Here is a 23117-nt window from a genome sequence, read left to right as displayed (position 1 = left end):
TCATGTAGAAAAAGGGACAGAAGAATCCGATTTGATTCTTCCATCCCATGACTATCTACTCGTTTTTACTTTTTTGCTTCTTCAAGCAGTTTTGCCATCGCTTCTTTTTGATAAGCTTCTGTCAATTCAGCGATTTTTGCTTTTTGGGCTGCCTCGTCCATAGTTGGATCAGCCATTAATGCAGCTTGCATTTTTTCTTGGACATACGCTTGTCCTTGTGTTTTCATGGTGTCCGCTTGTTCTTTCGCTAAAGAAGCCAGTTTTTTTGCTTGATCCACACTCAAGACTTCCCATGAATCTGGTAATGAGAACGTATTGGTACGGCTGACATATTGGCCATCGTTATCAGCGATTCCGAACAAGAAGCGTGATAGGTCACTTTTATAAACCCAGCGCGTCGTTTTTGTTTCTAATTGAGCTGAATCAGCCCCTGTTTCCACGACATTGGTCACTTTATCAGTACCGGTTTGTTTTGGTTCCTCTTGATCAGTATCCGTTTTATACAGGTAGATTTTTTCCGTACCATCTCCTAATGGCTGATACAATAGTAAATCAAAATTCTCGTTATCGGCACTAGAAACCAGTGCTGTTGTTTTAGCAGTCGTTTCTTTTTCCATTCCAAAATGGTAAGTCAAATTGGCCATCAATGCGACGACACTAGCTACGAAGACTAGACCTAAGACCAATGATAAACCTGTTTGCCGCTTGTTTTTGGCAAAGACATTCAATACCGCAAATCCTAACACGCTAAGAACGATCAAAAGCAAGATCATTTGTCCGCACCTCCTTCAAGAACCGTCAATCGTGGTTCTTTTTTCTTTAAGGAGAAGGCGATCAAGAAACCTAAGAAACTAAACACCGCTGCCACATAAAAGGCGGCATGGTAGCCGGATAAAGTCGCTTCGATTGCTTGGTCTTTGTAGGCCAAAGGCGTTTTATCCAACAAAGAATCACTTGGCAAATTGCCTTTAGTCACGTTTGTTAAGACACTGATCAAGATAGCTGTACCAATCGAGCTGGCTACTTGACGGAAGGTATTGTTTACTGCGGTACCGTGACTGATCAAGTTTCCAGGCAAGGCATTCATTCCTGAAGTCGTTACTGGCATCATCACCATTGAGATCCCGAACATCCGAATCCCATAAAGAATAATGATATGCAAAATCGGTGTATCTTTTGTTAGGAAAGCAAATGGTAAGGTTGCGGCGGTCAAGATAAACATCCCGGTGATGGCTAAACGTTTTGCACCATACTTATCAAAGATCGCACCAGTAATCGGCATCATGATCCCCATGATCAGCGCACCTGGTAATAACATCAATCCTGAATGGAACGCTGATTCACCACGAATGTTTTGGATATACAATGGGAGAACCATTTCAGCACCGATCATCGCCATATTCGTGACCCCTGAAAGGATCGATGCCAAGGTAAAGGTCGTTGATTTGAACACGCGCAACTCTAAGAACGGATGCTCAATGTGCAATTGACGCCATGCAAAGAAAGCAATGAAAAAGACACCGGCTGCAAGAAAACCGATTACTTCAATACTGCCCCACCCTTTGTCACCGACGCTTGAAAAGCCATAGAGCAATGTACCAAAACCAAGCGTTGATAAAATCGCTGAGAACAGATCGATTTTCGGATGCGACAATTCAATCACACTCTTCATTAGAAAGAGCGCTAAGACTAAGACTAAAACGACGATCGGAATGACCATTCCGAACAAATAACGCCAGTCATAATGATCAATGATCCAACCAGATAACGTTGGGCCTAAGGCTGGTGCCAACCCGATAACGATTCCGGACATACCCATGGCTGAACCGCGTTTTTCTGGTGGGAAGATCGACAACATGATATTTTGCAAAAGCGGCATGGAGATCCCTACACCAGCAGCTTGCACTAAGCGGCCAATCAATAATGTAGAAAAGTTCGGTGCAGCAAAGCAAGCGATCGTTCCAGCCAGGAAGATGCTCATTGCGGTTAAGTAAAGATTTCTTGAGCTGAACTTGTTGATCAGCCATGCGGTGATCGGGATCATGATCCCATTGACCAGCAAGAAACCGGTGGTTAGCCATTGGACATCAGATGCAGAGATGTCAAAGGCATCCATCAAGGTTGGAAAAGCCGTTGTTAACAATGTTTGGTTCAAAACAGTACAAAACGTACCGATCAGCAAAACCATAACCAGTAAGGAACGATTGTAAGGTTTGCCGTAGATATCTAAAGGACGACTCGTTGACATATTTCACACTCTTTTCAGTATATTTTTCATAAAACCTTCTTTACTTTAAATCTTTCCCTAACATTTGTCAACCTACTTGACATAAAAGTAAAACAAGTTACAATGTTAACAAATACCTTTACAAGAATGGAGTCCGTATGTCTCATCTTTTTCGAAAACTCGTTGATAATGAAAACTTGTTGGTCGGCATCAGCGAACTTAGCCAAATGTGTGATATCTCCCCTCGCCAATTGCGTTATTGGGAACAAAAAGGATTTATTCAATCGGTCCCACAAGAAGAAAATGCCCCACGAAAATACCGACTGCCCACGGTCGTCAAAGTGGAAATGATCAAAACGTTTTTAGATGAAGGCTTTACGTTAGCCAAGGCTGTTGAAAAAGCAGACAAAAAAATCAAGACCGCCCATCATATTCGCAAAGTGTTTTCTGGGGTTTTACAGAATTTAGAAGTCATCAATGAACGGTTTACGATCATCAGTCTGGGACCAGTAGACGAAGACGGAAAAATCCTCCATATCATTCACGATGAAGAAACAGAACGATTGCAATACGAAGTGCTGTCTGCTAATCAAACGATCGATTTTGAGAAGTTCAAGCAATGCACGTCAAAACAAGCGGAATAAAGGATTCCCTATCCTCACCTCCTAATGAAGCAAGCACCCTTGATGACGGTGCTTGCTTCTTTTTTGGTGTTCGCTTTCCTTTTAAAGAAGGTGTCGTTTCATTTACAAGGATAAAGCCTCATGATATAGTCGAAGGGAGAAACGAACCTTTACAAGAATGGGAAGTGTCATATACATGGAAAAAGAAGTTTTTATCCAACAAATCAAGGACGGAGTGATCGTTTCTTGTCAAGCATTGCCTGGAGAACCCCTATATACCGAAAACGGCGGTGTCATGCCCCTATTGGCAAAAGCAGCTCAAGAAGCTGGTGCTGTTGGCATCCGTGCCAATTCCGTTCGCGATATTCGCGAGATCCAAGCAGCTGTTGATTTGCCGATCATCGGAATCATCAAAAAAGACTATCCACCGGAAGAACCATTTATCACAGCAACCATCAAAGAGGTACACGAATTAGCAGCTTTACATATTGCGGTGATCGCCTTGGACTGCACCTTGCGCAAACGTCATGATGGCTTGACGGTCAATGCCTTTATCAAGCAAATCAAAACTCTTTATCCCCATCAACTACTCATGGCAGATATCGCCACCTATGAGGAAGGCATCAATGCCTTTGAAGCGGGCGTCGATTTTGTTGGTACAACTTTGTCAGGCTACACGGCGAACAGTCCTACCAATGACGAACCGGACTATCAGTTGATCCAGCAATTGGTTGCGGCGAAGGTTCCGGTAATAGCCGAAGGCAAGATCCACACACCGGAACAAGCAAAAAAAATTCAGGATATGGGTGTGACCGGTATCGTGGTTGGTGGTGCCATCACCCGACCAAAAGAGATCGCCAGTCGATTCGTGCAAGAGCTTCGCAACTGAGTCGTTCATTTACTAAAATAAGTCTTTCTATGCGCCTTGTGACAGAAGGCGCATTCTTTGTTGTCTTTTTGAGAAACGTTTATACTTAAAAGAGAACGAATGACAACAGAGAAAGCGAGTGAAGAAAATGACAAAAATCAATGCTGGTACAGCAATGATCAAGATTTTTGAAGCGTGGGGCATCGACCATATCTATGGAATCCCCGGTGGATCTTTCAACTCAACGATGGATGCTTTGTACCATGAACGGCAATCGGTCAAATATGTTCAAGTACGTCATGAAGAAGCGGGTGCGCTGGCAGCGGCGGCTGATGCCAAGCTAACGGGAAAAGTCGGTGCGGTTTTTGGTTCTGCTGGTCCGGGTGCCACCCATTTGATCAATGGCTTATACGATGCTCAAATGGATAATGTGCCCGTCGTTGCCTTGTTAGGACAAGTAGCTTCGAGCTCGATGAACTACAATGATTTTCAAGAAATGAATGAAAATCCGATGTTCGCTGATGTCAGTATCTACAATCGCACGGTCATGTCCCCTGAAAGTTTGCCCCACGTGGTGGACGAAGCCATTAAAGCAGCCTACAAATTTAAAGGAGTCGCTGTGGTAACGATCCCGGTCGATTACGGGTTTGCAGAAATCGACGAACAGGAGATTGCAACCGCAAAAAATCATAAGACAGGTGTTCTCCAGCCTGATGAAGAGGGTTTACAGGCTGCCCTTCCTTATTTTGAACAAGCAAAAAAACCCGTCCTTTATATCGGACAAGGTCTCTTTGGTCATTTTGATGCCATCGATGCTTTTTCTAAGCATTTCTCAATGCCTGTAGCGGCTTCTGTCTTAGCCAAAGGCATCGTGCCTGATCTTTATGAAAACTTTCTTGGATTTGCTGGACGGGTTGCGACAAAACCTGCCAATGAAGCTTTGGCAGAAGCCGATCTCATCGTTTTTGTCGGCAGTGACTTCCCTTTTGGCCGCCGCTTTTTCAATCCTGGTGCCAACTTTGTCCAAGTTGATATCGACGCCTCGAAATTTGGTCGTCGTCATCAGACGGATGTCTCCGTTTTAGGAGATGGTGCGACCGCTCTTAGAAAATGGACAGAGATGGCAGCCCCTCGTCCTGCAGATGCTTGGTTAAAAGCCAATCAAGAAAACTGTCGCAATTGGCATGCATGGCGCCATCATTTTTACCATGATTCGCAAGTTCCTTTGCGTCCTGAACCTGTCTATCGAGAAATCAACCGGATTGCAGCTCCTGATGCCCTGTTTGTCACGGATGTCGGTAATGTGACGATCCACAGTATCCGTCATTTAGAAATGACGGGTGAACAGCGTTTTATAACGTCTGGCTGGTTTGCGACAATGGGTAATGGTGTACCTGGTGGGATCGCAGCTCAATTGAGCTATCCGAATCGCCAAGTATTTACCTTTAGTGGGGATGGCGGTTTTGCGATGCAAATGCAAGACATCATCACCCAAGTGAAATATGATTTACCAATCATCAACGTGGTCTTTTCCAATGACTCATTCGGCTTCATCGAAGCGGAGCAAGAAGATACCGAGCAAACCAAGTTCGGTGTCCAACTAGCCGGTGCTGATTTTGGTAAAGTTGGGGAAGCATTAGGTGCGAAAGGCTTCACGGTAACGAAGGAAGATGAATTAGCATCCGTCTTTACACAAGCTAAAGAAATCAACGGACCTGTGGTGATCGATGTCAAGATCGCTAACGAACGACCTCTTCCTGTCGAAGAACTGAAACTTGATCCTAAACGCTTCAGTGCTGAAGAAATCGCAGCGTTTAAAGCAAAATACCAAGTCCATGATCTGCCAGCTTTGAGTGAGTTGTACGTGAATTCTGAGGAATAAAAAAAAAGAGAGAAAGACAGCAACCCTGTCCTTCTCTCTTTTTTTAATCGCTCATTTCGTATTAATAATCCATCGCCTTACTTATTATAAATTTTCGGGCCTTTACGCATGTTTTTCCGATCATTTTTTGGGGATTCCATCTTTTTTGAACGGCCGCCGCCTTGTTTTTTCTTGATTAGTTCTAACATTTTTTCTTTTTGATCCATCGATTCCACCTCTATTTCTTAGCAATACGATCTGTCGGTTGAAAAGAAGTGTTCCTGACTTCTTTTATGTTTGCGAACAACTACTTTATTTCGATTGGGTTAAAAAACAAACGCTGCCTATTGACGTGTCTAGAGTCAGCAGTTCCTTTTGACATTTTTACTACCCTGATTTAATCTACTTTGATTTTGATTGTTTGTCAATGGCTCTTGAAAAAATCATGTGCTTTTGTTGCCTTCTCCCAAATAACAAACCACTATTTATTATATTATTTTATCATTTTATCTAATTAAATCGAATATTTTTATTATTTATTGGTATAATTATAACATAATCTCTGTTCCTTTCTTTTGCTTCCTTCGTTCTTCTTCCGATTGTCTCCTAACTTTCGTCGTTCTCACAAATCACGCTATTTGAAAGGAGGTGGATATGTGCTGCACACTTATGCACCTGAGCAAATTTATTTGTATGTTTTGATTGGCTGTGCTGTTTTAGCCTTTTTGCTGCTTCTGTTTGGGGATATCTTCGATTTCGACGGACCAGTCGATCCGATGTTAATTATTCCATGGTTTGCCTTTACAAGTCTCTTCGGTTACTTAGGAGAAACTTTTCTGTCTGGCTATTCGCTCCTACTTTTCGTCATTAGCGGCTGCCTTGCTACAGGGCTCGTTTTTCTCTTGAATTTTTACGTGCTGATTCCCATGCGAAATGCGGAAGCGACACTGTCAAGTTCTGAGAAAGATTTTGAAGGTCGCATCGCAACGGTGCTGACGCCGATTCCTTGTGAAGGAATGGGCGAAATTCAACTCACAAGTGTCACTGGTTCAAGCAATCGACCAGCTACGGCTTTCCAACCAATCGATGAACCATTAGCAGCTGGATCGAAGGTTTTGATTATTGAAGTCAAAGAACGAGTTTGCTACGTCGTTCCTTACACAAAAAAATTTTTGGATAACTAAACTAAATCACTAAAGAGGTGTATCTATGGATATTCTATTATCACCAATCGTTTTCCCGATCGCCATCGTGGCATTCATTTTATTAATGCTTTTGATCGTCTTTGTCACGAAATATCAAACAGCCAAGCCCGATGAAGCATTGATCATCAGCGGAAGCTATCTAGGTAGCAAAAATGTGCACGCCGATGAAAGCAACAACAAAATCAAAATCGTGCGTGGTGGCGGAGCCTTTGTTTTGCCAGTGTTTCAACGATCGAATCGAATCAGTTTGCTCTCCAGCAAGCTGGATGTCTCAACGCCGGAAGTCTACACTGAACAAGGGGTTCCCGTGATGTGTGACGGAACTTCCATTATTAAGATCGGCTCATCCGTGGAAGAAATTGCAACGGCAGCGGAACAATTTCTAGGAAAAACCCGTGAAGAATTAGAAAATGAAGCGCGGGAAGTGCTAGAAGGCCATTTGCGTTCGATCCTTGGTTCGATGACTGTGGAAGAAATTTATCAAAATCGCGACAAATTCAGCCAAAGTGTGCAAGAAGTAGCCTCTGTCGATCTAGCGAAAATGGGCTTGATCATTGTCTCCTTTACGATCAAAGAAGTACGAGACAAAAACGGCTATTTGGATTCTCTTGGAAAGCCTAGAATCGCCCAAGTCAAACGGGATGCTGAAATTGCGGAAGCTGAAGCACTGAAAGAAACCCGCATCAAAAAAGCCCAATCGGAACAAGAATCGCAAACAGCGGAATCAAAACGCATGACCGAAATCGCTGAAGCATTGAAGGAAAAAGAATTGAAGCTGGCGCTTTATAAGAAAGAACAAGACATCGCCAAAGCCGATGCCGATCAAGCCTATCATCTACAAAGTGCCATCATGAAACAAAAAGTCCGAGAACAAGAGATTGAAGTCGAAGTCGTTGAACGACAAAAACAAATCGAATTGGAAGAAAAAGAAATCTTGCGTCGTGAGAAGCAATTTGATTCAGAGATCAAGAAAAAAGCCGATGCGGATCGTTATGCGCTTGAACAAGAAGCGCTAGCCAAAAAAGCATCTGCCTTAGCTACCACTGAAGCCGAGCAATTTCGAACAGAGTCCTTGGCAAAAGCCGAAGCCGATAAGATTCGTTTGATCGGTTTGGCAGAAGCCGAAACCACTTTGGCGAAAGGAAAGGCAGAAGCCGAAACGAAAGAAAAAGTCGCTGAAGCCTTCAAGAAATACGATGAAGCAGCCATTCTGAGCATGATCGTCGAGATCCTGCCACAATTAGTCAAAGAAGCAGCCGCACCATTAGGCAATATCGATAAAATTTCAGTCGTTGATACAGGATCAGGTGAAGGTGGCGGTGCCAATCGTGTCACCAATTACGCCACCAATCTCTTATCGACCACACAAGAAACGTTGAAAGAAACCCTCGGTCTTGATGTGAAATCGTTGATTGAAAACTTCGCCAGTTCCACTACGAGCGAGCCGCCTCAAGAATAAGAAAACTGCTGTTAGTCTTCATCGCTTTACAAGCGACAAGGCGAACAGCAGTTTTTTTCTTACTCATTGCTATTATGCTTACTCAGTAACCTCTTTGACATATTTTGCAGGTACACCAGCCACGATCGTGCGCTCAGCGACATCTTTGGTCACCACCGACCCAGCAGCAATGATCGCATGGTCACCAATGGTCACACCGGCAACGATCGTTGCATTTGAGCCAATCCAGACATTCTTCCCAATCGTAATGGGGGCTGGATAAAGCGTGCTACGATCTTCAGGGTGAAGGCCATGATTCAAGGTAGCTAGAACAACGTTATGCCCAATTAGGGTATCATCACCGATCGTGATCCCTCCTTGGTCTTGAAAATGACAACCCGCATTGATAAAGACATCTTTGCCAATGCTGATATTCTTGCCATAATCTGTATAAAAGGGTGGAAACAGCGAAAAAGTCGGCTCAACTGGTTTTCCTGTTAATTGGGCAAAAAGTTCTTGTAACTCATCAGACTCATGGTAGACTGTATTGATTTTCATCGTGATTTTTCTCGCCTTAGCACTCAGAGCTACCATTTGTTTGGAAGCTTGCGAACCGGCAAGTAAGGGTTCGCCACTTGCCATGAGTTTGTTTAATTGATCGATCGTCATGTGTTTTTCTCCTATTCATTTGTTATTCACGAGGATTTCTTAACGAAAAAATAACCTCTACGTCTTCCGCCCCAAGTACTTCTTTTAACCCCGTCGGATCTTCAATGACACCGATACGATTATAACCACCATAAGAATTGGTAAAGGTCTGATAAAACAGCACCAACGTATGACTATTCCAGCTCATGATTTCTCCTTCGTGAATGATCTCCGGCCGTTCTGTAGTCATTTCTGGCAAATTCTCAGAAAAACGATAATATTTCTCGTTGTTGTTCAAATCACTCATTGTCACCGTAAAGGGCATTTGATTCATTAGGTGCTCAGACACCTCATTTTCATAAAACTTCGCTAGAAAATCCTGTTGACCAACCGTAATGACGACAGCTGTTGCTGCTGAAAACTGCTGGACATTCTCTTGGCTAGCTTCCGATGAAGTTTCGTTAGCGGATTGCATATTGGTTCTCTCTGTTTCGCTTGTCCCACAGGCACTTAATAAGAACAGCAAAATAGCGGATATCAATTTTATAAGCATCTCTTCGCTCCTTTCTGGTGATGATTCTATGTAGAAGCGGGCAATTGAATGCGTATTTTCAAAAAAACACGACTGCTCAGCAGAGGCAGAGTGACCGAACAGTCGTGAAGATCGTTGTGGCTATTTAGTTCAAATGTTCTTGGAAGAATTGGGTCATTTGATCAAAAGGAATTACGTCTGTTTGATCATATAGATCAACGTGCGAAGCATTAGGAATGACCGTCAACTCTTTGTTATCGCCTTGTAATTGTTCAAAGGCGTCTTGACTGAAGTAAAGAGAGTGGGCTTCTTCCCCATGTAGTAATAAAACGGCGCTTTGGATCTCATCGATATACGACAAGAGCGGCATATTTAAGAACGACAGCGATGATGTCACGTTCCAACCGTCATTAGAATTTAACGAACGTTCATGATAGCCGCGTTCCGTTTTGTAGTAATCGAAATAATCTTGCATAAAGACCGGTGCATCCTCCGGTAGTGTATCTGGCACTCCACCTGCTCTTTCGTAGCTACCGTTAGCAAAATCGACTGTCCGCTGGGCGTTCAGCTGTTGGCGCAATTCATGACGTCCTTCAGCCCCCATCTCATCAAAATACCCCTGAGCATTGACTCTCGACATGTCATACATCGTGGCGGAAACCGTCGCTCTCACACGGGTATCAATGGCTGCGGCATTCAATGCCATCCCGCCCCAACCGCAAATTCCGATCAAGCCGATTCTTTCTTCATCTACATTTTCTTGGACTGACAAAAAATCGACTGCTGCCTGAAAGTCTTCTGTATTGATATCTGGTGATGCCACATAGCGTGGTTCCCCACCACTTTCGCCTGTGTATGAAGGATCAAAAGCGATCGTAACAAAACCTCGTTCAGCCATCGTTTGGGCATATAGACCAGATGTCTGTTCTTTGACTGCCCCAAAGGGTCCGCTAACCGCGATTGCTGGAAGTGGTCCTTGCGCATCAATTGGTTCATAAAGATCAGCAACTAAAGTGATGCCGTAGCGATTTTCAAAAGTTACTTTTCGGTGATTCACCGTGTCACTTTCTGGGAAAACTTTGTCCCATTCATCTGTAAATGAAACATTTTCTGTCATCGTTTCTCCTCCTGAACTGGCTTGTGTTGCTTCGTTTGCCGCCTCGTTATTGCTGCTGCAAGCACCTAAAATAAGTGGTGCTAGCATCAATAGTGATACAAGTGCCTTTTTTTGCCAATTTTTCATTTCATTCGCCTTCTTTCATGGTCAATCATCCTGTACCTTAGGGCGACATATACAACTCCTTTTCTCTTTTGATCTTTTGTTTGTTACCAGCAACTCATAGATCAAAAGAGTGATTCTCGGATTAAATCTATTGTACTTCGCGGTCTTTTCCATGTAAAATATCAATATCAAATACCTAACTATTCATTATACGAATAACAAGAGGAGCATTTTAAATGGAATTAAAAAATCTGACCACCTTTTTAGCAGTTGCAGAAAAAGAGACAATTTCGGCTGCCGCAAAACATCTGCATCTTTCTCAACCTTCCTTGTCCCGACAATTGATGGAGCTAGAAAAAGAATTAGGCGTGACGTTGTTCACCCGAGGCAATCGCAAAATCACACTAACAGAAGACGGACTGTTGTTTCGTAAACGGGCGGAAGAAATCGTAGAATTATTAGAAAAGACCCGCTCAGAATTTTTGTCGCCTCGAGATACGATCGCCGGCAATGTATCGATCGGAGCTGGAGAAACTTATGTGATTCAGTTGCTAGGAGCAATCATCAAAGAAATCCAAGCTGAATACCCCAACATCAAATTTCACTTTTATAGCGGCAACGCCGATGAGGTCAAAGAACGATTGGATAAAGGATTGTTGGATTTTGGTGTCGTAATCAGTCCAGCAGACGTCAAAAAGTACCATTCCTTACGCTTACCTGCCAAAGATACCTGGGGCGTGTTGATGCGAAAAGACAGTCCTCTATCTGTCAAAGAAGTCATTACCCCAAAAGATCTCTGGGACGTTCCCTTGATTACTTCGCGACAAAGTTTGGTCAGCAGTGAACTTTCTAAATGGTTGAAAAAAGACCTGAAAAAATTGACGGTCGTCGCCACATATAACCTTGTTTACAATGCATCAAAGCTGGTAGAAGAAGGTGTTGGTTACGGATTGACTCTAGATAAACTAGTCAACTTCGCCCCAGATAGCCAATTGTGTTTTAGAAAATTGAGCCCAGCACTGGAATCAAACCTTGACGTCATTTGGAAAAACACCCAAGTTTTTTCAAAAGCTTCTGGACTTTTCTCGGAGCGGATGAAGGAACGCTTTACAGTAGAATGATTTCAAATAAAAAAAGATTTATCTCAAAACAACTATGAGATAAATCTTTCTTTACGTTTTTTCTGATTCATTTTGGATGTGAACTCTTTAGACACCGCCATCCTCCAAGCTTAGCAAATTTCCTTCTGGATCGCGGAAATAAGCAATATGAAAAGCTTGGTCCCCTTCCCCCAAAACGGTTTTACTTACTTCAAACACTACACCAGCATTGTTCATTCTCGTATAATCTTCTTCAAAATCCGTAGTATGAAATGTTGCCGAAAGCGTATCAGATGAAATCCGATTCTCTGAAATCGGGTAGCCCTCCATTTGATCGATCACGGCATCCACTTGGAACATACCAAAAAAAGGCGCCTCCTCTTTCTTCGATGCAAAGCTTGTATAAGGACCTGACTCATCGCCATAAGTTGGTACCAAGCCGACTTTTTCCGTATAAAATTCATAACACTTCTGATAGTCTCCTTTGACTTGAACGCAAGCTGTGATTCGTTGAATGGTCAATTTGTCTTTTCTCCTTTTCGAATGTGTCTTTCATCTATTTAAAGTAATTGAAGCATATGTTAACCATAATAACATATTTATCGAATAAAATTTATTGTATTGTGAATTCCATTCGACAATCTAATCAAAATTAGCGTTGGTTTTCCCAATAGTTACTTATATTAAAAATCAATCAGATGAAATGTAATAAACTTAAAGTCTTCTGATTGACTTTTACTTTTCTAAACCTAAAAATGGGTAAACTATAACAAAGATTCCTTTTTGATAGATGCAATAAAATCAGACTAGCCAAGTTAAATAAATCTTACTCTTACTTTATTTATTTTTTTTGAACACGATCAATTCGGTGATATCTTCAAAGAGTGATGGATTAGCGACATCAAAAATCACAGAAAAAAACTTCATTTTCGTGCCATTGGTCGGCGCCTTATGAATCCTTTCTTTTGTGTCATCACTGATTGGTAGAGACAACAACTGTGTTCGGACTTTCTCGCTAAAGTGAAAGGAGACTTTGAAGAAGCCCTCCCACATCGAAAGCCAAAAAATTGGTTTCACTTTATTCGTCCCACGAGTCGTTGTCCATTTGTATTCACCTTTGGACAACCACGCTTTTCCATCTTGGTAATAGCGCCAATCCATAAGAGAGATGCCCTCGTTTTCAAGCGTTTCGACAAAACGTTGATAAATGGCATATCCCTCACCCAGTGATTCCGCAATCAGTTGCTCTGTTGGTTTCACGTTTTTGTCTCGAAACAATTGCTCTTTGCCTTCCATCCTTTCGCTCAACTCCTTGCGCTTTTTTTAGGTTTTTGCTACGTTACAATTTAATTTTGTTGATATCATCAGTGATGACCCAATCGTCCATATTTTTTTCACGATTGTACTGAAATGGCGTTATTTCTTCTAATTCAGCGATTTCATAGACCGCTAGATACTTTTTCCCTGCCCAACGATCGACTTGCTTTTTCGATAGATTCAACTCTTTTTCATAGCGTTCTACAAAATCTATGGATTCTTCTTTCGTCATCTTTTCAGATTCAGTCACTTTGGCAATGATGCCCCGATGAGTGATGGTCAAATCGCCGCCGGTCTCCACAAAATAAACAAGATCGTTGATTTTGGCTCTTCCTCCTAAGGGTGATTTTCTGCCAGCTGCCCCCCGAATGATCATTGTTTTGTCGCCATGAATCAGTTTCTCAAGCTCTTTGGCTTCCTTATTTAAATAGACCAAATGTTCTGCCCGCCCAGCTTTTCCTTGATACCATTCTGCTGTTTTTGTCATAAGAAGTTCCTCTTTTCATATGAATTGTTTTTTAGCGTTGTCCATTCCATGCTGAATGGTTATTGGAACATTTTTTCAATCGTGTATAGGTGAGAGCTGCAACTGTTTCGATTGATGAATGAATAAAAACATTTGTGCAAAGGCATCTGGGATACCGCATTGTTCAAATGTTTCCGCATCTTCTTTCGTTTCGAACTTGGTGATGTCAGCCCAAATTTCTCAATCTACTAATCATTCAAAAGAAAGGTATCCTCTTTGTTTGAAAATGTATTCACGGTTGAATTGTTCAACGACTGGAACAAATTCTGCTGTTGAAGCACCTTTTATTAATTTGTATAAGTTATGAAATGCAACCTGTCCCATCGTGTGTTCCTCCTTTCCGATTCCCTCAAGAAACAGAGCATTTAAACAACTAATAGTCGTCGATTCAACATTCGAATGACTTTTTAACATCCCGTTGTATTTTTCCCTATAATTTCTAAACAGTTGCAACAAAAAGTCCGTTCATCTGAAGAGCATCCGATACTAAAACGATCACTCAATCACTTCCCCTAAAAGCTTGTCGTGGGGAACGATCAAACATTTCTCGATTGCTTTCCAATAGCTTTCATACAGCCTTTTTTGGGCTTTGCCATAGTTTTCTTCGGTATCAAACTCCCAATAGTGGGCATATTTCACACATTTTATGACTCTTGTCAATGGATCAGGCAGGCGTCCTTCCTTGATGGTGCTCATTTCTTTAATGTAATGGGTTCGTTTCATTAATCGAAAGAACAAAGCCCCCTCCATGGCCTTCATTGCCTCTGTTGCTTCCTGCATGATTGCTTCAAAGGTATCGACTTCACTTGGTTTTACTTGATAAATACTGATTTCTGAAAACACTCCGACCGCTCCTTTCACTTGTGATTTTCTTCTCAATTATAGTATACCAAGTTTACGCCGTTGATAGTTTGGTCATTTTATTCATTTCTCATTTATCTTCCGTTTATTATTGATTTGGCCTCCTATATGCGGGATCAAATTGCTAGATTTTAAATTCATAAAAGACTAGCAGCCAAGCTTTATCCGTAGTCACCTGCTTGCCATAGTCATTAAAAGGATCATAAAGCTTTCGCCTACAAAAAAAGCAATCAACTTTTGACAGTAGACTGCTTTTTCTTAACGCTCATTATTGCAAAAGGAATGGTTTTAGCTCTGTCTCGATAAAGTCGATTCGATCAAAGACAGTTGGCTTAAAATAAGCCGTAATAGCAATGACGCAATCTGATTCGGGATCAATATAAAGGACATTTCCGCTATTACCGATGGCGGCATAGGTGCTTTTCTCAGTATCCAAAATCCACCACAAATATCCATAACTCATGTTTTGAAATTTCTCTATGTTTGTCTCTAGCGGATTGACCATTTCAGTGAGCCATTGTGAGGAAATCACTTGTTTCCCTTGATGGATGCCTTGGTTCAAGCATAGCTCACCGATTTTGGCTAAATCTTTTGCTGAAAGGCATAGCCCGTAACCTGCCGCCCCAATATTTAAAGGATCGCAAAACCAAACTGGTTTTTTTGGTGCCTTGCTCATTGTAAAGTGCTTATGTTCTTGTGCCGTTTTCGCATAATAATTGGTTATTTCGGCTACACCAAGAGGGCGAAATAAATAATGGTTCGCATAATCAACGGTCGTCATTCCAGAAGCTTTCGCTAACAAACCAGTGAGGATCTGCAGACAAACGGTTTGATAATTGAATTCATTTGTCACTCCTTTTCTTCCTCCCAATAAATCAAGGGAGGCGCTGGTCCAGTCGTCACTCGAACAAACTTTTGTCCATGGATCACCTTTGCATTTATACGGGGCTCGCATCGTTAATAGGTGTTTGATGGTAATATCGTGAATCGTTTTTTCGCCCCGTTTTACGGAATAGTCTGGAAAATAATCGAGTACTTTGTCATTGACACTCCTGATGAGGCCTTGATCTATCGCTATTCCGACTAGTAGAGAAACGATACTTTTCGTAGCGGACATAAGGTGGCAAGTATCGTCTGGCTTATACTCATGCCATTCATCCGAGTAAACTTCCTTTCCATTTTGGTAGGCAGAAATTTGGCAAATATTGGGCTGGTTTTTACTGATACATGCATGCAGTTCTTGTCTGTTCATTTGTGAAGCCTCCCTTCAAAGATAAGCATAGTACCATTAAAAATTGTTTTCAATGTTATTTTTAAAATTGTTTTTGAAAGGACTTTTAAAAGACTACTTCAGAGGAACAAACAAAAAAGGCCCTCAATGATAGAGGTACCTTACATAAAACTTTCGAATATCGATTTTTGATTTCTATCCAGTTTTTTTGCGAGTATCGTTATCAGCAATTCTTCTAATGCTGAAATAGTGCCGATGACTCCCAAAATCAAGACAACAATTCTTTCATGGAATATTATGAGCAGCAATGGAAAAATACATAAAAGAAATCCGAATGCTTTGTTGAGCCATGTATGCAGACTGCTAAAAGACTGAAATTTTACATAGCCAATCAGATAACTGACGAAGCGGATGATAGCGATCACCAAGATCCAAACCATGATCGTTTGGGTTTCCAAAAGCTGCGGTAGAAAAGAAAGAAAGACAGCGAGAAAAAAGCTTACATCTGCGAAACTATCTAGTAAGGCACCGACCTCACTCGTGAGGTTCATCCTTCTTGCTAGTAGCCCATCGACAAGGTCACTTAAAAAACAATAGGAATAAAGCAGCCAAAACCAGCCAGACATTGGCTGAAGGAATAGTAAAAGTGGTGCTAGAATCAGTCGAGAAGTAGTAATGATATTGGGTAATTGCTTCATTTGTTCCCCCTGAAATACATTTTCTGAATACCTAAGATTGTTGCAAGTTTTTTAAAGAAGCTCAGAAACGTTAAAATGTTCTTTCTTCTAAGCATTTCGGCGATGCCCCCTATCAAAGTCTCACAGCTAGTCCCTAATGCTCCTATAAAAATCGTATCCGTTCTGTACTATCTGGTATCTGATTCCGAACTTTTATCCATCGTCCTGCTCGGTAAACCTCGTATTCTTCAAAGCGACAAGGCAGCCCTTTTGCATAGGCGATATCGTTACTGTCCATCACTTGAAAATGCAAATGAGGTGAAGTCGAATTGCCGGAATGCCCGACATTGCCAATCACCATCCCTTTGGTGATTTTTTGTCCTACGGAAACTTTGATGGATCCTTTTTGCAAATGGACGAATGCCATATATACGCCCTCAGAAGCTTTTATCACAATGTAGTTGCCAGCTATTTGTTGATACTCATCTTTTTGTTCATTAAAAAACAAGCCATTTTTTAAAGCAATCGAAAAATCGACAACCCAATGAACGACTTTGCGTTCCCGATAGCCCTCTCTTACAACAATCACTTCACCATCACAGGGCGCATAGATTTCTTTGCCCCAACAATAACAGTTCTCAAGGGGAACTCCTAAGAAGAAATAGCGCAGAAAGCTTCGGTCGTGAAAAGCTTTTGTTTTCCCCTCAAAATCGACTTGTAAAAAATCAAACGCATAACGTAACCCCATTCGATCGGTGCCATGACTAGGAATCTTCTTGGCTGGTGTAGTCGGCGCAAGCCACTCACCTCTTAAGGGAAATTCAATGGTTATCGGCTGCTCTTTCATAGGACTTTCTCCTTTTTGGATCACATGATCTCTTTTATTTGGAAATGACTATCAGCCTCGCGGCAATCTATACCTGTGCTTTACTCCTTTTCACTATAGGTCACCTAAGCCTTTTTTTCAACTCTAAAAAAGTGGGCTAATAGGAGTAGCTAAAAAAAAACACCTCAATCATATAGTGATTCCAAAAAGTTAGATCAAAAATTCTAACTTCTAGAAGTCGCTTCATGGATGAGGTGTTCTCACATTCTATTTTACTGTAGGTCCTGTCGGTGACGACTCGTTCGACTAACTTTTTTTAACGGCTATTGTTTTCGCTCCACAAGTCGGTAGTAGACTCTTGCAGTGATGAAATACACCATTAAATAGATCATTGTAAACAGCAGAACAGAGATAATCGATACCGTGATCAATAAGTTGCGATCTGTCAGACCAAAAAGAAGCAACAACTTCCGAATCATCGGCAAAGCAAATGCGAGATGGATGATCGCTGCCGCCAATGGAAATGAGAAAATCATCAAGACTTGCTGCTGGATCACTTGTTTGACTTCCTTATGGCTTAACCCAACTTTTTGCAAAATCTCGAAGCGTTCTTTGTCCTCCATCCCTTCGGAAACTTGTTTATAATAAATGATCAATGCGGCAGCTAAAATAAAGACCACACCAAAAATCAAGCCTAAGAAGAAGAAGCCGCCGGTAAAGGTTTTGGTCTCACCTTCAAAAAGATCTTTTGACTGAACGCTCGCATGAGCATCTGCTGCCAGAAGTTCGCTGCGAATCTCTTTTGCGATCGCTTCGCGATCGCTTGCTTCTGCTGCTTGAAAATTAAAGACTGTTGTTGTCATTGGTTGCTGGTAAAGTTGAAAATCTTCTTTTTGATACCAAGAGCTTAGCTTTTCAGTAAGCCACTGATCATCCGCCACAAGAACAAGATGCTGAACCGGGTTTTCTGTTTTCGTGAATGTTGGCAGTTCCTTCACTTCCCGCAAACGAAATTGACGATCATCGATCGTGGTCTTTTCTGGTAATGCTTGTTGGGTCCAAGTTGCGGGAAAAACAAATAATTCATCTTCAGCAGGTCCTGTTTTCCCGCTGATTTCATGGTATTCAGACCTGGTAAGAAAAGTAAGGTACACGGCTTTATCTAAACTATCACTATTTTCTTCAAAAGTGGTTGAAGGAACAAAGTTTAGGCCCTCAAAGGTAAAAAGCAATGGTCTTGTTGTAGTGACTTGCTGGCGCTCTTTGATCGTTAGCTTCTCTTCAAGTCCATCAATCACTGTGTTGATTTGCTGGGAATCAGCCGCTGACTCAATTTGAACATCGTATGGAAAACGAGTTTCGATCACATTCTTTTGTCCAAAGTAAAGACTGGCGGTCGTAGCAACTGTCACTAACACCATCGTTGATAAAATACAAATACTTGCTAAACCAGCCGCATTTTGCTTCATCCGATACAGCATGGTAGAGATATTGATAAAATGGGTCGTTTGATAATAATAGGTCGTTCGTTTTCTTAAAAACTGCAATGCTTTGATACTACCAGCAATAAACAACAGATAGGTAGCCAAGATTACGAGGATGACGGCGACAAAGAACAGGCCTAAGGCACTGATGGGAGACTTGATCGTCACAGAGATCGTATAGCCCGCCACTAAACAAAGGACACCTAATAGTGCTAAAATGCCTTTCGCGCGAGGCTCTTTTTCATTACGCTTGCTTCCCTGTAGTAATTGAAGTGGATTGGTTTTGCGTACTTGCAACAGGTCAAATAAAAATAGACAACCAAACACGCACATAAAATAGAGGATCACAAATCCAATGCTCTCAAATGAAAGTTTAAAAACAAAGAATTCACCTACGGCTAAGATTTTCTTCAGAATCAAAAATCCTAATCGTGCAAACAATAAGCCGCTGATCAACCCGGCCGCAAGACTAATAAGAAAACTGTAAAAGAGTTCCCAAAAGACCACGAAGGCTATCTCGCGTTTTCCTAGTCCCAAAACATTGTAGAGACCAAATTCTTTTTTTCGCTGCTTGATCAAAAAGTTATTGGTGTAAAAGGAAAAGATCGCCGCAAAGATCATCAGGATGATATTTCCTAAATGAAACATGAAAATGGCGCTTTGACTACTAGGAAGTTCCTTCATCCCCGGATTGTTCACGATGATTTGCGTCATCATCAAAACAGCTACCAAGAAACTCATGGATACTAAAAAGGGTGTGTAGGCTTTGGCATTTTTACGTAAATTGGAGAAGGCGATTTTTTGAAAGAACATTCGTTACTCCTCCTTCGCAAAAACAGCAGTCATTGTTTCGGCGATTGCTTCTAGAAAAGCGGTATCACTCCGTTCTCCTCGATACAACTGGTGAAATACATACCCGTCTTTGATAAACAAGACGCGTTGTGCGCGACTGGCTGCGATCGAACTGTGGGTGACCATCACGATCGTCTGTCCGTTTTGATTGATCTGCTGAAATAATGTCAGTAGTTGATCAGAGGTTTTCGAATCCAGCGCTCCGGTTGGCTCATCTGCTAATAGCAGTTCTGGTTTTGTGATGATCGCTCGTGCGACGGCAACACGTTGCTTTTGTCCGCCAGACAATTCATACGGGTAATGCTGCAATAAATCGGCGATCCCTAAAGTTTGTACAATAGGCTGAAGCTGCAATTCCATTTGTTTGACGGAAACTTTCGATAAAACTAATGGCAATAAAATATTGTCCTTTACCGTAAAAGTGTCCAATAAATTAAAGTCTTGAAAGACAAAGCCTAAGTGATCCCGTCGAAAACTTGCTGCATCTTTTTCTTTGATGGTGGTCAAATCGATGCCATTCAGCTGCATCTCACCCGCTGTCGGTTGGTCTAACGTCGCCATCAAGTTCAGTAGCGTACTCTTCCCCGAACCTGATTCCCCCATGATGGCTACATATTCCCCTTCTTCTACCTTAAAGGTTATATTCTTCAACGCTTCGACGGGTTGCCCATTCAGCTGGCTTTGATAGATTTTTTTTACTTGTTGAATGTTTAAAAGTGTCATCTTGTTCCCTCCTTCCTTTTTAGAATAAGCTGACTGGCAGAAAAAAGCGACTTACAATAAAAACCGCAAACTTACAGTGTTGAAAGTTTGCGGCTATCGGTTATTTGTGGTGGGAAAATGAAGTGTGACGATGGTTCCCTGTCCCACTTCAGAATCAATCGCTAAACGGCAGCCGATTTTTTCAGCCGCTTGTTGACTCATATATAAGCCTAGCCCGCTCGCTCGTTGCTGAAAGCGACCATTTTGTCCCGTATATCCTTTCTCAAAAACCCGCGGCAAGTCTTCCTTACGAATACCAATGCCGCTATCTTGGATCACCAAGGCATTGTCTTTAGTGAAAACGTTGATGCCACCGGTTTCGGTATACTTCAAGCTGTTGAAAAGAACCTGTTCAAAAATAAAAACGAGCCACTTTCGATCGGATGTCACCGTCAAATCCACCGCCATGTCCAGTTGCAGATTCTTTTTCGAGAAAAACAAGGCATACTTTTTGATCGTTTGACGAACAAGGGGCGCTAAAGCAATCGACTCAAAGACAAAATCTTCATTGGCTAAATTTTGCCGTAAATAATTCAACATCATTTGCAAGTAATCATTCACCTTAAATAATTCCGCTTTGACCTCCGTCGGTGACAACGAATCGCTTTGCACCAAAAGATCTAGCGCCGCTAGAGGTGTTTTGATTTGATGAAGCCACAAACCGAAATCTTCATAAATTTCTTCATTTTTCATGGTTGCTTTGTAATCGGACAGCGTTTTTTCTTTTGCCAGCTGCCTTAGAAGGGCTTGGTATTCGTCTTCTAAACGATTTCGAGTGGCAGGCAAGAACGCCAACGCCGCTTCCGTCATACATTCTTTTCTTAATAAATGCTGTAGCTGCTTTCTTTTTTGTGCGTAACGAAAATAATGAAAAAGGGAAAGACCTCCTAAAATCACCCCTGAAAAAACCGCATAGTCAATGAAGGGTTCTAATGGAAGGCTGTGAAGAAAGAATAACCCTAGTAGACCCGCACTAAATAGCAGGTAAACGAGATAAAACTTTCCATACAACACGAAATATTCTTTCACATTAGTCATAGGCGTGTTCCTTTTCTATCAAATAGCCTTTATTCTTTACCGTTTGGATCAAATCGGATAGTTCGATCTGGCTCAATTTTTTTCGCAAACGAGTCATATTGACTGCTAATGTATTGTTATCGATGAACTCTTCACTATTCCAGAGCATTTCAATGATGGTCTCTTTGGCTACGATCTTCCCTCGATGCTGCAAAAGCAAGGAAAGAATCCGAGCTTCATTTGGAGAAAGCGGCAACTGTTCCCCCTGATTTTTTAATATATTTTCTGTTGGATAAAAGGTTACTTGCCCTATGTCAAAGGTCAGCGCTTGTTGGTGGCTATACTGATAGCTGCGCCGCAGCAACGCTTGGATTTTTGCCAAAACGAAGGCTAAATCAAAGGGTTTTGTTAAATAATCATCCGCCCCCATGTTCATCGCCATGATTTGATTCATCTGCTGATCCATCGACGAAAGAAAAATGATCGGTACTTCTGACGCCTTGCGAATTTCTTGGCACCAATGATACCCATTGTAATAAGGCAAGGAGATATCTAAAAGAACGAGATCAGGTTTGATGTCGTGAAACTCTTGCAAGAGTTCAGCAAAATTCTTGGCCGAATGGCATTCGTATCCCCACTGCTGCAAATAATCGGCTAAAACAGAGACGATCGTCGCATCATCTTCAACCAGATAGATTTTTTGCATGTCTTTCTCCCCTCTGTTGATTATTCGGTCGGTTCTTTAGAGACAGTGTACCAGAAAAGAAAAAGAATCGTCTAGATGGAGGAACATTCCAAAGGACTGTTTTTTCCTTAATCTTCTGCTAAGTGAGCAAGGATTTCTTGGTACCGTCGGGTGGCGAAGGAACTAATTTGTCCTTTTTTACAAAAATTCAGTTTCCCCAGTTTTGGTACAACCCGTTCTACAATAACATTGCCATTTTTAACTTTCGATTCAAACTGCTGCAAAGCCTCCAGAAACCGTGCGTCTTTTCTGGCAGAAGGATAAAAAGACAAGACATACAGATAATAAAAAAGATTGTACCCTCTAAAGGGGTATTCTGTCTGCATAAACAATGTGCCCATTCCGTAATGACAGGGACTGATTGGCTGACGAATCTCCCAATGAGCAAGCAAGCATTCGATTGCTTGATTAAGTGTTTCCATCTGTTCACGATCATGAGTATATCGAAAGGCATCAAGGACCGTTAACGTCGTCATCGGGGTTGAATAGCGGGTCTCCGGGCCGCGACCAAAACTGTATTTATTGCACTTCCAGCCGCCATCTGTTTCCTGAGTAGCAAGAAAATAGTGAAAGGTCTGTTGTAGCCGCGGGTCCCTTGCGTAACCAAGAGCACACAGCGTTCGCAAAGCCAGCGCTGTATGACAGGGATAAATCCCCCCTGATGGCGAAATTTTAAATCTGCCATCTTCTCTCCATCCTTAAAAGATCAATGCAGCGGTCTCTTTTAATAAGTTCTCCTCAGGCGACATACCAAGTTCAAGCAAATAATGAGGACACTCTAAGGTTGTAAAGGGTGCTCCTTTCAGTAATTTATGGTCTGGCGTCGACCATAAATCGGCGCCAAGATCATATTGACGGGAAATGATCGCTTCGATATCTTGCTGAACCGTCTGATCCATATTGTTCCTCCTCCATTTCTTAAGTGCCCTGCAATCAACGCAACAATCCTTATTGACCCACAATGCAACAGCTTCTAGAAAGATAAAATCGACGTTTTTCAACACATGAGTTAGATTTTTGTATTCGAATTGTCCAAATAAATTTTAGGAACCAACGAGTTTTTCAGGATGGACGTACTTAAAACAAGAGTGTTCA

Annotated in this window: 24 protein-coding genes and 1 pseudogene; 6 read left to right on the top strand and 19 right to left on the bottom strand. The window is 41.8% G+C overall.

Features of this window, described 5'->3' with window-relative positions; all coding sequences use genetic code 11:
* Positions 1–65: 65 nt before the first annotated feature.
* Together ACIPK1_RS06155 and ACIPK1_RS06150 are read right to left on the bottom strand one after the other, a co-directional pair.
* Entirely contained in the window at positions 66–773 is a 708-nt protein-coding gene (locus ACIPK1_RS06155; RefSeq protein ID WP_400450254.1) for a DUF4811 domain-containing protein, read from the bottom strand.
* A complete protein-coding gene (locus ACIPK1_RS06150) occupies positions 770–2248 on the bottom strand; it encodes an MDR family MFS transporter (protein WP_034872230.1) in 1479 nt (492 codons plus the stop codon). Before ACIPK1_RS06150 ends, ACIPK1_RS06155 begins: the two co-directional genes overlap by 4 nt.
* A gap of 137 nt (positions 2249–2385) precedes the next feature.
* On the opposite strand from ACIPK1_RS06150, the gene ACIPK1_RS06145 reads away from it, so the two are divergent.
* The 3 genes from ACIPK1_RS06145 to spxB all read left to right on the top strand — a co-directional run bounded on the left by ACIPK1_RS06145 (position 2386) and on the right by spxB (position 5600).
* On the top strand, positions 2386–2871 hold the full coding sequence (locus tag ACIPK1_RS06145) for a MerR family transcriptional regulator (protein WP_005236312.1): 486 nt from the start codon (positions 2386–2388) through the stop codon (positions 2869–2871).
* Positions 2872–3046: 175 nt separating this feature from the next.
* On the top strand, positions 3047–3739 hold the full coding sequence (locus ACIPK1_RS06140) for an N-acetylmannosamine-6-phosphate 2-epimerase (protein WP_008381380.1): 693 nt from the start codon (positions 3047–3049) through the stop codon (positions 3737–3739).
* Between the two features lie 127 nt (positions 3740–3866).
* A complete protein-coding gene (gene spxB, locus ACIPK1_RS06135) occupies positions 3867–5600 on the top strand; it encodes a pyruvate oxidase (protein WP_400450251.1) in 1734 nt (577 codons plus the stop codon).
* Positions 5601–5677: 77 nt separating this feature from the next.
* Here the strand turns inward: spxB and ACIPK1_RS06130 are convergent, their stop codons facing one another.
* Positions 5678–5806, bottom strand: coding sequence for a hypothetical protein (locus ACIPK1_RS06130; RefSeq protein ID WP_005236316.1), 129 nt, complete (start codon positions 5804–5806; stop codon positions 5678–5680).
* Between the two features lie 411 nt (positions 5807–6217).
* Between ACIPK1_RS06130 and ACIPK1_RS06125 the strand changes: the two genes are divergently transcribed.
* Entirely contained in the window at positions 6218–6763 is a 546-nt protein-coding gene (locus tag ACIPK1_RS06125) for an NfeD family protein (protein WP_016620851.1), read from the top strand.
* 25 nt (positions 6764–6788) lie between these two features.
* Positions 6789–8243, top strand: coding sequence for a flotillin family protein (locus tag ACIPK1_RS06120; protein WP_400450249.1), 1455 nt, complete (start codon positions 6789–6791; stop codon positions 8241–8243).
* Positions 8244–8321: 78 nt separating this feature from the next.
* Here ACIPK1_RS06120 and ACIPK1_RS06115 read toward each other — a convergent pair whose 3' ends face one another.
* The 3 genes from ACIPK1_RS06115 to ACIPK1_RS06105 form a co-directional block, all read right to left on the bottom strand.
* Positions 8322–8891, bottom strand: coding sequence for a sugar O-acetyltransferase (locus ACIPK1_RS06115; RefSeq protein WP_005236324.1), 570 nt, complete (start codon positions 8889–8891; stop codon positions 8322–8324).
* A gap of 22 nt (positions 8892–8913) precedes the next feature.
* Positions 8914–9423: a cyclophilin-like fold protein gene (locus ACIPK1_RS06110; RefSeq protein ID WP_008381393.1), complete on the bottom strand. Its 510-nt coding sequence runs from the start codon at positions 9421–9423 to the stop codon at positions 8914–8916.
* A gap of 124 nt (positions 9424–9547) precedes the next feature.
* Positions 9548–10645 carry an alpha/beta hydrolase gene (locus tag ACIPK1_RS06105; RefSeq protein ID WP_008381394.1) on the bottom strand — a complete coding sequence of 366 codons (1098 nt, stop codon included), beginning with the start codon at positions 10643–10645 and terminating at the stop codon, positions 9548–9550.
* A gap of 215 nt (positions 10646–10860) precedes the next feature.
* Between ACIPK1_RS06105 and ACIPK1_RS06100 the strand changes: the two genes are divergently transcribed.
* Complete coding sequence (locus ACIPK1_RS06100) at positions 10861–11745, top strand: LysR substrate-binding domain-containing protein (RefSeq protein WP_400450246.1); 885 nt, start codon at positions 10861–10863, stop codon at positions 11743–11745.
* Positions 11746–11832: 87 nt separating this feature from the next.
* Here ACIPK1_RS06100 and ACIPK1_RS06095 read toward each other — a convergent pair whose 3' ends face one another.
* From ACIPK1_RS06095 to ACIPK1_RS06035, 13 genes and pseudogenes are all read right to left on the bottom strand, one after another.
* A complete protein-coding gene (locus tag ACIPK1_RS06095; RefSeq protein WP_008381397.1) occupies positions 11833–12246 on the bottom strand; it encodes a VOC family protein in 414 nt (137 codons plus the stop codon).
* A 315-nt stretch (positions 12247–12561) separates the two neighbouring features.
* Entirely contained in the window at positions 12562–13020 is a 459-nt protein-coding gene (locus ACIPK1_RS06090) for a DUF3788 family protein (RefSeq protein WP_086338145.1), read from the bottom strand.
* A gap of 43 nt (positions 13021–13063) precedes the next feature.
* Positions 13064–13528 carry a hypothetical protein gene (locus ACIPK1_RS06085; protein WP_400450244.1) on the bottom strand — a complete coding sequence of 155 codons (465 nt, stop codon included), beginning with the start codon at positions 13526–13528 and terminating at the stop codon, positions 13064–13066.
* A 231-nt stretch (positions 13529–13759) separates the two neighbouring features.
* Entirely contained in the window at positions 13760–13891 is a 132-nt protein-coding gene (locus ACIPK1_RS06080; protein ID WP_008381400.1) for a hypothetical protein, read from the bottom strand.
* Between the two features lie 171 nt (positions 13892–14062).
* Entirely contained in the window at positions 14063–14428 is a 366-nt protein-coding gene (locus tag ACIPK1_RS06075; protein ID WP_005236340.1) for a hypothetical protein, read from the bottom strand.
* Positions 14429–14696: 268 nt separating this feature from the next.
* A complete protein-coding gene (locus tag ACIPK1_RS06070; protein WP_005236342.1) occupies positions 14697–15680 on the bottom strand; it encodes a serine hydrolase in 984 nt (327 codons plus the stop codon).
* A 140-nt stretch (positions 15681–15820) separates the two neighbouring features.
* On the bottom strand, positions 15821–16357 hold the full coding sequence (locus tag ACIPK1_RS06065) for a CDP-alcohol phosphatidyltransferase family protein (protein WP_400450241.1): 537 nt from the start codon (positions 16355–16357) through the stop codon (positions 15821–15823).
* Between the two features lie 142 nt (positions 16358–16499).
* The gene (locus ACIPK1_RS06060) at positions 16500–17183 is read right to left on the bottom strand and encodes a M23 family metallopeptidase (protein ID WP_034878607.1); all 684 of its coding nucleotides are present in this window, start codon (positions 17181–17183) and stop codon (positions 16500–16502) included.
* Positions 17184–17485: 302 nt separating this feature from the next.
* The gene (locus ACIPK1_RS06055) at positions 17486–19459 is read right to left on the bottom strand and encodes an FtsX-like permease family protein (RefSeq protein WP_400450238.1); all 1974 of its coding nucleotides are present in this window, start codon (positions 19457–19459) and stop codon (positions 17486–17488) included.
* Positions 19460–19462: 3 nt separating this feature from the next.
* On the bottom strand, positions 19463–20221 hold the full coding sequence (locus ACIPK1_RS06050; protein WP_005236354.1) for an ABC transporter ATP-binding protein: 759 nt from the start codon (positions 20219–20221) through the stop codon (positions 19463–19465).
* 93 nt (positions 20222–20314) lie between these two features.
* Positions 20315–21298, bottom strand: a complete 984-nt coding sequence (locus tag ACIPK1_RS06045) for a sensor histidine kinase (RefSeq protein ID WP_008381413.1) — start codon at positions 21296–21298, stop codon at positions 20315–20317.
* A complete protein-coding gene (locus ACIPK1_RS06040; RefSeq protein WP_008381414.1) occupies positions 21291–21983 on the bottom strand; it encodes a response regulator transcription factor in 693 nt (230 codons plus the stop codon). The genes ACIPK1_RS06045 and ACIPK1_RS06040 overlap by 8 nt, the downstream gene beginning before the upstream one ends.
* Before the next feature lie 107 nt (positions 21984–22090).
* Positions 22091–22921: pseudogene (locus ACIPK1_RS06035) on the bottom strand (prenyltransferase).
* Positions 22922–23117: the final 196 nt, after the last annotated feature.

It is taken from the genome of Enterococcus sp. NPDC086594, from assembly GCF_044746145.1.
Taxonomy (GTDB): domain Bacteria; phylum Bacillota; class Bacilli; order Lactobacillales; family Enterococcaceae; genus Enterococcus_D; species Enterococcus_D entomosocium.
This window is presented reverse-complemented; position numbering and strand designations above follow the sequence as displayed.

What these genes read in the sequence shown, in the direction of transcription:
- ACIPK1_RS06105 (WP_008381394.1), bottom strand. Translation starts at nt 10,645, where the DNA reads ATGAAAAATTGGCAAAAAAAGGCACTTGTATCACTATTGATGCTAGCA.
- ACIPK1_RS06050 (WP_005236354.1), bottom strand. Translation starts at nt 20,221, where the DNA reads ATGACACTTTTAAACATTCAACAAGTAAAAAAAATCTATCAAAGCCAG.
- ACIPK1_RS06085 (WP_400450244.1), bottom strand. Translation starts at nt 13,528, where the DNA reads ATGACAAAAACAGCAGAATGGTATCAAGGAAAAGCTGGGCGGGCAGAA.
- ACIPK1_RS06145 (WP_005236312.1), top strand. Translation starts at nt 2,386, where the DNA reads ATGTCTCATCTTTTTCGAAAACTCGTTGATAATGAAAACTTGTTGGTC.
- ACIPK1_RS06080 (WP_008381400.1), bottom strand. Translation starts at nt 13,891, where the DNA reads ATGGGACAGGTTGCATTTCATAACTTATACAAATTAATAAAAGGTGCT.
- ACIPK1_RS06130 (WP_005236316.1), bottom strand. Translation starts at nt 5,806, where the DNA reads ATGGATCAAAAAGAAAAAATGTTAGAACTAATCAAGAAAAAACAAGGC.
- ACIPK1_RS06155 (WP_400450254.1), bottom strand. Translation starts at nt 773, where the DNA reads ATGATCTTGCTTTTGATCGTTCTTAGCGTGTTAGGATTTGCGGTATTG.
- ACIPK1_RS06045 (WP_008381413.1), bottom strand. Translation starts at nt 21,298, where the DNA reads ATGACTAATGTGAAAGAATATTTCGTGTTGTATGGAAAGTTTTATCTC.
- ACIPK1_RS06115 (WP_005236324.1), bottom strand. Translation starts at nt 8,891, where the DNA reads ATGACGATCGATCAATTAAACAAACTCATGGCAAGTGGCGAACCCTTA.
- ACIPK1_RS06110 (WP_008381393.1), bottom strand. Translation starts at nt 9,423, where the DNA reads ATGCTTATAAAATTGATATCCGCTATTTTGCTGTTCTTATTAAGTGCC.
- ACIPK1_RS06140 (WP_008381380.1), top strand. Translation starts at nt 3,047, where the DNA reads ATGGAAAAAGAAGTTTTTATCCAACAAATCAAGGACGGAGTGATCGTT.
- ACIPK1_RS06150 (WP_034872230.1), bottom strand. Translation starts at nt 2,248, where the DNA reads ATGTCAACGAGTCGTCCTTTAGATATCTACGGCAAACCTTACAATCGT.
- ACIPK1_RS06040 (WP_008381414.1), bottom strand. Translation starts at nt 21,983, where the DNA reads ATGCAAAAAATCTATCTGGTTGAAGATGATGCGACGATCGTCTCTGTT.
- ACIPK1_RS06120 (WP_400450249.1), top strand. Translation starts at nt 6,789, where the DNA reads ATGGATATTCTATTATCACCAATCGTTTTCCCGATCGCCATCGTGGCA.
- ACIPK1_RS06090 (WP_086338145.1), bottom strand. Translation starts at nt 13,020, where the DNA reads ATGGAAGGCAAAGAGCAATTGTTTCGAGACAAAAACGTGAAACCAACA.
- ACIPK1_RS06055 (WP_400450238.1), bottom strand. Translation starts at nt 19,459, where the DNA reads ATGTTCTTTCAAAAAATCGCCTTCTCCAATTTACGTAAAAATGCCAAA.
- ACIPK1_RS06070 (WP_005236342.1), bottom strand. Translation starts at nt 15,680, where the DNA reads ATGAACAGACAAGAACTGCATGCATGTATCAGTAAAAACCAGCCCAAT.
- ACIPK1_RS06060 (WP_034878607.1), bottom strand. Translation starts at nt 17,183, where the DNA reads ATGAAAGAGCAGCCGATAACCATTGAATTTCCCTTAAGAGGTGAGTGG.
- ACIPK1_RS06100 (WP_400450246.1), top strand. Translation starts at nt 10,861, where the DNA reads ATGGAATTAAAAAATCTGACCACCTTTTTAGCAGTTGCAGAAAAAGAG.
- spxB (WP_400450251.1), top strand. Translation starts at nt 3,867, where the DNA reads ATGACAAAAATCAATGCTGGTACAGCAATGATCAAGATTTTTGAAGCG.
- ACIPK1_RS06065 (WP_400450241.1), bottom strand. Translation starts at nt 16,357, where the DNA reads ATGAAGCAATTACCCAATATCATTACTACTTCTCGACTGATTCTAGCA.